Origin of the sequence: Vibrio sp. OPT18 (genome assembly GCF_015163615.1) — a bacterium.
GTDB lineage: Bacteria > Pseudomonadota > Gammaproteobacteria > Enterobacterales > Vibrionaceae > Vibrio > Vibrio coralliirubri.
This window is the reverse complement of the sequence record NZ_JADDYK010000048.1, coordinates 184,178-192,466: the sequence shown is the minus strand read 5'-3', so window position 1 is coordinate 192,466 and position 8,289 is coordinate 184,178. Positions and strand designations below refer to the sequence as shown.

Below are 8,289 nucleotides of genomic sequence, written 5' to 3'. Positions count from 1 at the left end.
AAAGCCACACCGCGGCCAGCGGCATACAACTCGTTGGTTTCGCCCGTAGGACCCGCCATTAGGTGATGTTCAGAAAGCAGCGCTGAGGCTTGCTCTAGATGATAAGTCGCCACCGCTGCCAAAGGCGCAGATTGGCTTTCGATCTCTGATTTAAATGAAAGTACCTGAGCACTCTTATGATCAAAGTCGGTAAGATTCCATTGTTCCCACGCTAACAAAGCATCAGAAAAACCTGTCACTTGATGAACCATGATACTGCTCCTTATGCCTTGTCTTGTGATTGAGAAAAATGAACATCTGTAAAGCGGTATAGGTAGTGAGGACCACCCGCTTTAGGGCCAGTACCCGACAAACCTTGACCGCCAAATGGTTGAACACCAACAACAGCGCCCACTTGGTCACGGTTGATGTAGCAGTTACCCACACGAATGTGTTTCTCGATCCAACGGTAAGTTGTTTCGTTACGGCTGTGGATACCCATAGTTAGACCAAAACCGGTTTGGTTAATTTGGTCTACTACTTGTGTCAACTCACTCGCTTTGAAGCGAACGATGTGAAGCACAGGGCCAAACTGTTCTTCTTTCAAGCAGCTGATGTCATCGATTTCAAACGCACTTGGTGGAACAAAGTCACCATGTTCACAATCCGTACCTAGAGAAAGTTGAGCCACCTTCTTCTGGGTATTGGTCATGTTTTCTAAGTGTGCCAACAACTTCTGTTTCGCGTTTTGGTCGATAACAGGGCCAACATCGGTTTTATGAAGATGTGGAATGCCAACACTCAGCTCATCCATTGCACCGTGAATCAATGCAATCACGCGGTCTGCGATGTCTTCTTGGATGTAAAGCACACGCAGTGCAGAACAACGTTGACCTGCTGAAGCGAATGCCGAACGAATAACATCACGAACTACCTGCTCAGGCAGTGCGGTACTGTCGACGATCATCGCATTCTGACCACCGGTTTCCGCGATAAACGGAACAGGCTTAGCGTTACGACTCGCCAATGACACGTTGATACGTTGTGCTGTTGGTGTTGAACCCGTAAAGGCAACGCCAGCAATTGCATCATGACTGGTTAGCGCACTGCCGATCTCAGCGCCACGACCCGGTAGTAACTGAATCGTGCCAGCAGGGAAACCCGCTTCATTCATCAATTCCACTGCGCGAGCTGCAATCAAGCTTGTTTGCTCGGCAGGCTTAGCCACAACCGTATTACCCGCAACCAAAGCTGCTGTAATTTGGCCAAGGAAGATCGCTAGAGGGAAGTTCCAAGGGCTAATACAAACGAACACACCACGACCTTGTCGAGAAGCAATTCGTGTTTGGCCATCAAAACCTTTTAGTTCGAAACTTTGTAGGTTGTCCGCTTGTTTTGCGTAGTAACGACAGAAGTCGACGGCTTCACGCACTTCATCAACACTATCGTGAATCGTCTTACCCGCTTCTTGATGACAAATCGCCACCAGCTCAGCTAGGTTGTCTTCCATCAAGTCAGCTAACTTATCAAGTGCCGCCGCTTTGGTTTCAACCGATGTTGCGTTCCAATCAGCGAATGCTGCATCTGCGCCAGTGATCGCTGCGGAAACATGATCAAGGTTAGCAAAAGCCACCTGACCCACATTAATACGACGATCATAAGGTGCAGTCACTTGCTCAACGTTCTGATCAGCCTTGATCATGCTTTCGGCAAGAGATTCACCGTTGATCACAGGCCCAGCAGTCCATTGATTGTTTAAGAAGCCTTTTACTTGCTCTTCAAACTGATGCGCTTCGCTTTCGATATCAATGTTCACACCGTATGAGTTTTTACGCTCAGGGAATACCGCTGGAGGCAGAGGAATCTTAATGTTGTTCAATGTATCGAATGCCAGAAGCATATCGACTGGGTGTTGAGTCAGCTCTGCCACTGGGCAACGAGCATCAACCAAACGGTGTACAAACGAGCTGTTTGCGCCGTTTTCTAGCAAGCGACGTACTAGGTATGGCAGTAGATCTTTGTGGCTGCCAACCGGTGCGTAAATACGTACCGACTGTTGGTAAGCTTCCATCGCGTGGTTGTAAAGAGAGTCACCCATACCGTGTAAGCGTTGGAATTCAAAGTCTTTATGGTCGGTCATGACGGCAATAGCAGAAACCGTATGAGCATTGTGGCTCGCAAACTGCGGGAAGATATTGCCACGAACGCTTGGGCTTAATAGGTAACGCGCACATGCAAGGTAAGCGACATCTGTCGCTTCTTTACGTGTGTAAACTGGGTAATCAGTAAAGCCCGCTTGTTGCGACCATTTGATTTCGCTGTCCCAGTAAGCGCCTTTCACTAAGCGAAGCGGGATCAAATCACCCTGCTCTTTCGCTAGACGGTTTAGCCATACGAGAACCGGAAGTGCACGCTTTGAGTATGCTTGAATAACCAGACCAAATTTACCCCAACCTTTTACAAGATCAGTGCGGTACAGTTTTTCGAACAGTTTAAGAGATAGCTCTAGGCGATCCGCTTCTTCAGCATCAATCGTAATTGCAACATCAAGCTCTACTGCGCGGCGCAATAGCTGCTCTAACGTATCGCAAAGTTCCGTCAATACGCGGTCTTCGTTCGCCACTTCATAACGTGGGTGAAGCGCAGAAAGCTTGATAGATACCGATGGTGCTGGGCTCGATTTTGAAGAGACATACGTATCTCGACCTACGGCTTCGATCGCCATTAGGTAATCTTTGAAGTATTTGTTTGCATCAGCAGTGGTCAGTGCCGCTTCACCTAGCATGTCGTATGAGTAGGTAAAACCTTTATCACGCATAGACTTACCGTTCTTTTGCGCTTCAGCAATGCTGCGGCCAAGAACGAATTGGTGACCCATGACCTTCATTGCTTGGTGCATCGCTTTACGAATTACCGGCTCAGAAAGCTTGTTCACTAAGCGGTTAACCGCTTGACCTGCACTCTGCTCTTTAGATGAAAGCCCAACTACCTTACCCGTTAGCATTAATCCCCAAGTAGATGCGTTAACAAACACTGAGTCAGAATTCTTTAGGTGAGATTTCCAATCCGCAACGCTGAGTTTGTCGCGAATCAATGCATCAGCCGTTGCTGAATCAGGAATACGCATCAAGGCTTCCGCCAGACACATCAGCAAGATGCCCTCTTGAGTATCTAAGCTGTATTCAAGCAACAGTGCATCGATCATCTGGATAGAGGTCTTATCCGCACGGATAGCTTCGATCAATGAGGTCGTTTTCTCTGTAATTTGCTGCTTTTCTGACTCAGAAGGGGTAGCTAGCGGCAGAAGTTGCTCTAGCCATTGGGTTTCATCCACCATATATAATGGTGAGATAAGCGACCATAGATCAGTAAGCGACTGCTCATTGAATTCTGGCTTTAACACATCAGTAGCTGTAAACATGCGTTTTCCTTAATCTCACACCCGGAATTAGCCCGGGATCTCTACAATGGCTGCAGTGTATTTAGAGTATATAAGGATTACTTGTCAAAAACTCCGAGTTTTTTGCTAAAAACTCGCTTTATTAACAAAACAAACACAACGTCACATATGAAACTTTAAAATAATATGCCGTTTTGTTTCACTATTTAACAGAAATTTTCTTTTTGTATTGGGATGGAGACATGCCTTGAAGGCGTGAAAAGGTGTGAGTAAAAGAGGATTGACCGGAGAAACCAGCCAGTTCTGCGACCTGACCGAGGCTAAGGTTACCCTGTTCAATTAAGCGGCGAGAACGGTCGATACGCTTACCAAGAACATACTGGTGAGGGGTAATGCCCATTTGCTCTTTGAACAGCATATGGAACTGGCTTTCTCCCAAGAACACGCTGCCCGCAAGCTGAGCGACAGAGATCTTATTCGCGAGGTGTTGCTCGATGTAGCGATCCAGAGCTTCAAGATCAAAACGCGAGTCTTTAATTGAGGTTTCAAATGCCGAGATGTGCCTTTGCATCAGAGCAATCACCGTGTCATTACAGGCACGGCTTAACAATAGATCATCCGGGCTCGCCTGCATTTCTTGCACCAACATATGGATAAGCTTTTGAATTTGAGCGTCTAATTGAAAGTAGACGTTCGATGATTCTAACTGGTTAATCTTCTCTAACATCAGAGGGTCATCATCGGTTGGCACTGGCATGTTGAGCACTAGGATATCCGACTGACCGACCACCCCACCGAAAGCATGATCAGAGCTCGCCGTTACCACACAACCTTGACCCGGCCCGATAAGATTACCTTTACCGCAAACTTCAAATTCCGCCTGACCATTTAAACCAATCACGACCTGCGAATAGTGGTGATCGTGACAATCCATATGCGAAGGCAAAGTAATGATCTCCGCAGGGCGAGGGCCAGTAAGGCCTAGCGGGGACAAGTCTAGGTTTGGAAAGGGTAAAGGTTTTGGCATGACAGCAAAATACTCAGATCGACATAGTAAGAATAATACTCTGAAATCCGCATAAGATGAATTTGTAAATGATCATGAGAGTCATTTCCTCGCCTTAAACAGAAGATCATTACCGCGATCGTCTTGATCATGCCTCCGGAAAGATGATCAAGAGTGTACAAACTACGGGCATTGTAAAACCAATCGTTCCGGCGAGTTTAGGGGCTTCACAAGCAATCACACAAGCAATCACACAAGCAATCACACAAGCACGAAAAACCATGTGGTCAATAAATGCTTCTTCACGCCAACATAATGAATAAGTTTTCTTATATAGCTCAAATAATTGACTATAAACCTGTAAAAAGTGTATCCAAAGTACCGAAACTTGGCTTTTGAGTAGATTGGATAGCAATAAAACGTTATAAAGACGCGTACTGTGTTAATTGCTAATAACTAGTGACTCACAACTAGGAAGTAGACACTTTATTAACGAGCCAATTTTCAATCTACAAGTTGCAGGGACCTATGACTAACTTTCGAATTTCAGCGCTTTTACTTGCGCTATCCCCACTTTGGGTATCTGCATCGGTATCCGCTGAAGAACTGAATCAAGTCGATCCCGTTTCAGCTATCGATGCAAAGCTAACAGAGAAAAACTCAGATATTGAGCGTATTTCAGCAACCAAAGTATCGGCGACTGAAAACCTAAAACAACTTCAAAACAAGAACAGCAAGTTGTTGCGCGAAGGTGAAGAACTTAAGGCAAAACGTAACAGAGCCAAGTCTGTTCTCGACAAACAGTACAGTCGCTTGCTTGAAGATCCAGAAACGGATTTAGTCTCTTTCCAGAAAAGTTACCAAGATGCTTGGGCTGCGGTTAAAGAGAATCAATCGTCTCAGCTAGATAACGAACAAGCGATCAACGAGAGCGAAATTCACCTTTCTCAAATCAAGCAAAAGCAAGCTCGCCTGAATAATGAGCTGGCAAACTTGAGAGAGTCAAAAGTTGAAGCTCGCGTAAAACGTATCGCAACAGAACTGCGTGAAAGTGCGGTTCTTGAAACCAGCTACACCACCACATGTTCATCAACAATGACACTGGGTGAGTGTACTGCACAGGGTAAATACCTGACCAATCAAAAAGCCGTACAAACGTTCAAGAGCCAATTACTTGAGCAGCTCACAGAAAGCACACTAGCGAAGCAAAACTTGCAAGGCGTTCAGCTGAATATCCATGTTCAAGACAGCCAAGCGATCAAGAGCGGCTTCTCTGGTAACAACTCTTACTTCATGCAGATGCAAGCTCAACTTCAAGCAAAACCTGAAGCAGTTGCAGCATGTAACCTATTGAATGTTTCTACTCGCTACTGTTTAACAGGCAGTGACGCCGCAGTCGTTAAGAAGAGTGACAAGCAATGGGCTAACGTGACGGTACGTTCTGATCAGTACAACGACTCAGTAACCATCAACGGCATTAAGTATGGCAGCACCCCTCTTGAGGTTGCGCTACCAAGTGGTCGTCACCAAGTAACCATTTCAAAACAAGGTTACGAATCTTATAACCGCACAGTTACCATCAACGGCAGCGACACGATTTGGGTTAAGCTTCTTCCTAGCAAAGAAAGCTAAACACCCTTTCTACATAGAGCTGAGCCGACACAAAACGCTTAGCTCTATATCAGATAGCCGTGCCTATTTCACAAAGCTAAATGAACACTCGCCATTTTGTTGATAGTTATAAACCGTATGATCGTTACAAACTTGTATGGTCGTTATAACCTTGTTTTATCGTTATAAACAGTAGCTGCAGACGAAATGGCGTTCTCGTTTAGAATATTCGATTAACCTAAATTACGATTGAAGTAGCCCATCATGCGCCAAGGTCTTCCTACTCTATTATTTGCACTTGCTCCCTGCTTAATGACGCCAGCTATTTTTGCTGAGGCAACACCACCAGCGATCGCGTCATCTGTCACCGACATTGAAAGCTCACTTTTCGAAAAGCATACCGACTTAACGGCTGTTGAGAAGAAATTGGCTGACAAACAAAATGAAGTCGACAATCAGGCGCAGCAAACGGCACGTCTAGCTGAGTTATCGGCTCAAGCAGAGCAAACACTCGCAAAGGCAAAAGCCACCCTAGAGCAAGATTACACGCGAATGATTGATGAACCCGATTTCGATATCTCGCTTGCTCAAAAACGCTTCCAAGACGCTTGGAAAACCGTAAAAGAGGGCAAGCTTGCGATTTCAGACTCAGAGCAAAAGCAGCAAGGCTTAGTGATGGAGCTTGAGGCTATTCAAGCTGAGAAAGCCGCGGCAGAAGCTTCAATCGCAAACCTGAACCAAGACAAGCTAAGAGCAAGAGCTGAGCGACTAAGAAACGAGATCACTCAGACGGAAGAGCAAACCGTTAGCTTTACCAACCGTTGCAGCAGCGATATGACACTGGCGCAATGTTCAGACCAAACGGTGACATTGGCACTTCAAAAAGCGGTAAAACAGTTCCAGCATAGCCTAGTGGACAACGCGACTGAATCGAAAACAGTGAAAGAGCACCTTGCGTCTGCTTCGCTGAACATTCACGTTCTACAACACAAAGTGAAATCCTCTGGCTTCTCTGAAGATAACCGTTACCGAGCGGTGATTGCGGCGAACCTAGAAACTCGTCCAGATAAGAACACCCCTTGTCGTCTACTTGGTATTCAGTCATCAAACTGTTTCACGCAAAGCGAGCAACAAGCCAACGACCAGCAAAAAGAAGTTGCTTGGGTTAACTTGGTGGTTCGTTCAAACCAATACAACGACAATGTCTCTATCAACGGCGTGAACTATGGCAGTACACCGGTTGAAGTGATGTTACCGACGGGCCAACACATGGTCACGATCGAAAAAGAAGGCTACCTTTCTTTCCACCAAGAATTGAAGATAGCCCGCGATCACAACCTACGAGCCGTATTACAAGCCAAACAGAATTCATTAAATGTCGGCACCAAGTTTGCCGATCCGATGGGTAACGACATTCAGAGCCCTGAAATGATTGTTGTCGGCTCGGGTCGCTACCTACTGGGTGAAAACAACGCACAACAAGTGACGATCAAACAGCCGTTTGCATTAGCCGCAACACCAACCCGTGTTCAAGACTTCAAAGCATTCGTAAAAAACACAGGCTACCAGACAGACGCTGAGCTGATGAACACCTGCGATACATTCGTCAATGCAGAGATCACAACCGTTTCAGATAAAGACTGGCAGAACCCAGGCTTTAAGCAAGCTGATAACTCACCGGTAGTTTGTGTTAGCCAAAACGATGCCAAAGCGTATACACGTTGGTTATCTAAAAACACCGGCTTCACTTACCGATTGCCAACACCACAAGAATGGGAAGCTGCAGCAAGAGCTGGCCAAGAAACCAACTTCTGGTGGGGCAATGAATTCCGTTCAGGCAAAGCCAATACTGGCTGGGCGGGTACACCTTGGTCAAACGTTAGCACATCTCCAGTTAAGTCATTCCTACCAACGCCAACAGGCTTCTACGACATGGTGGGTAATGTATGGGAATGGACAACCGTTCAGAAAGGCCTAGCCAAGGGTGGTGCGTGGAGCTTCTCTCCTGAAGAGGCAAAGGTGTTCAACGAACTGTACGTACCGCCTTCAACGGCAGCAAACTATCTAGGATTCCGAGTAGTACGAGAGCTGTAGGCTCCCTGTCACAGGCTCAAAATCCCAAATATTTACTCTAGGTTCTCAATTATCACATTGAGCAGCATTTATAGGGGAATTCCCCCCTTATGCATAAGCACTCCTAGGAGTAGATTCGTCGATAGAGTAGTAAGTCACTCTGGGTATCAAATTGATGCCTCAGTTTAATTTACCTGACCCTCGTAAATTAGACTGAAAA

At 46.1% G+C, this 8,289-nt stretch carries 4 protein-coding genes and 1 pseudogene; 2 read left to right on the top strand and 3 right to left on the bottom strand.

Annotated elements, in window-relative coordinates:
* From IQQ51_RS27010 to IQQ51_RS11810, 3 genes and pseudogenes are all read right to left on the bottom strand, one after another.
* Positions 1–251: pseudogene (locus IQQ51_RS27010) on the bottom strand (1-pyrroline-5-carboxylate dehydrogenase); the annotation flags it as partial.
* Between the two features lie 11 nt (positions 252–262).
* The gene (gene putA, locus IQQ51_RS11815; RefSeq protein WP_193841174.1) at positions 263–3,400 is read right to left on the bottom strand and encodes a bifunctional proline dehydrogenase/L-glutamate gamma-semialdehyde dehydrogenase PutA; all 3,138 of its coding nucleotides are present in this window, start codon (positions 3,398–3,400) and stop codon (positions 263–265) included.
* Positions 3,401–3,581: 181 nt separating this feature from the next.
* Positions 3,582–4,406, bottom strand: a complete 825-nt coding sequence (locus tag IQQ51_RS11810; protein WP_017061200.1) for an AraC family transcriptional regulator — start codon at positions 4,404–4,406, stop codon at positions 3,582–3,584.
* Between the two features lie 507 nt (positions 4,407–4,913).
* On the opposite strand from IQQ51_RS11810, the gene IQQ51_RS11805 reads away from it, so the two are divergent.
* Both IQQ51_RS11805 and IQQ51_RS11800 read left to right on the top strand, forming a co-directional pair.
* Positions 4,914–6,017, top strand: coding sequence for a PEGA domain-containing protein (locus IQQ51_RS11805; protein WP_048610150.1), 1,104 nt, complete (start codon positions 4,914–4,916; stop codon positions 6,015–6,017).
* A gap of 243 nt (positions 6,018–6,260) precedes the next feature.
* Positions 6,261–8,090: an SUMF1/EgtB/PvdO family nonheme iron enzyme gene (locus tag IQQ51_RS11800; protein WP_193841173.1), complete on the top strand. Its 1,830-nt coding sequence runs from the start codon at positions 6,261–6,263 to the stop codon at positions 8,088–8,090.
* Positions 8,091–8,289: the final 199 nt, after the last annotated feature.

Coding starts and splice junctions, on each gene's coding strand:
- IQQ51_RS11805 (WP_048610150.1), top strand. CDS start 4,914: ATGACTAACTTTCGAATTTCAGCGCTTTTACTTGCGCTATCCCCACTT.
- IQQ51_RS11800 (WP_193841173.1), top strand. CDS start 6,261: ATGCGCCAAGGTCTTCCTACTCTATTATTTGCACTTGCTCCCTGCTTA.
- putA (WP_193841174.1), bottom strand. CDS start 3,400: ATGTTTACAGCTACTGATGTGTTAAAGCCAGAATTCAATGAGCAGTCG.
- IQQ51_RS11810 (WP_017061200.1), bottom strand. CDS start 4,406: ATGCCAAAACCTTTACCCTTTCCAAACCTAGACTTGTCCCCGCTAGGC.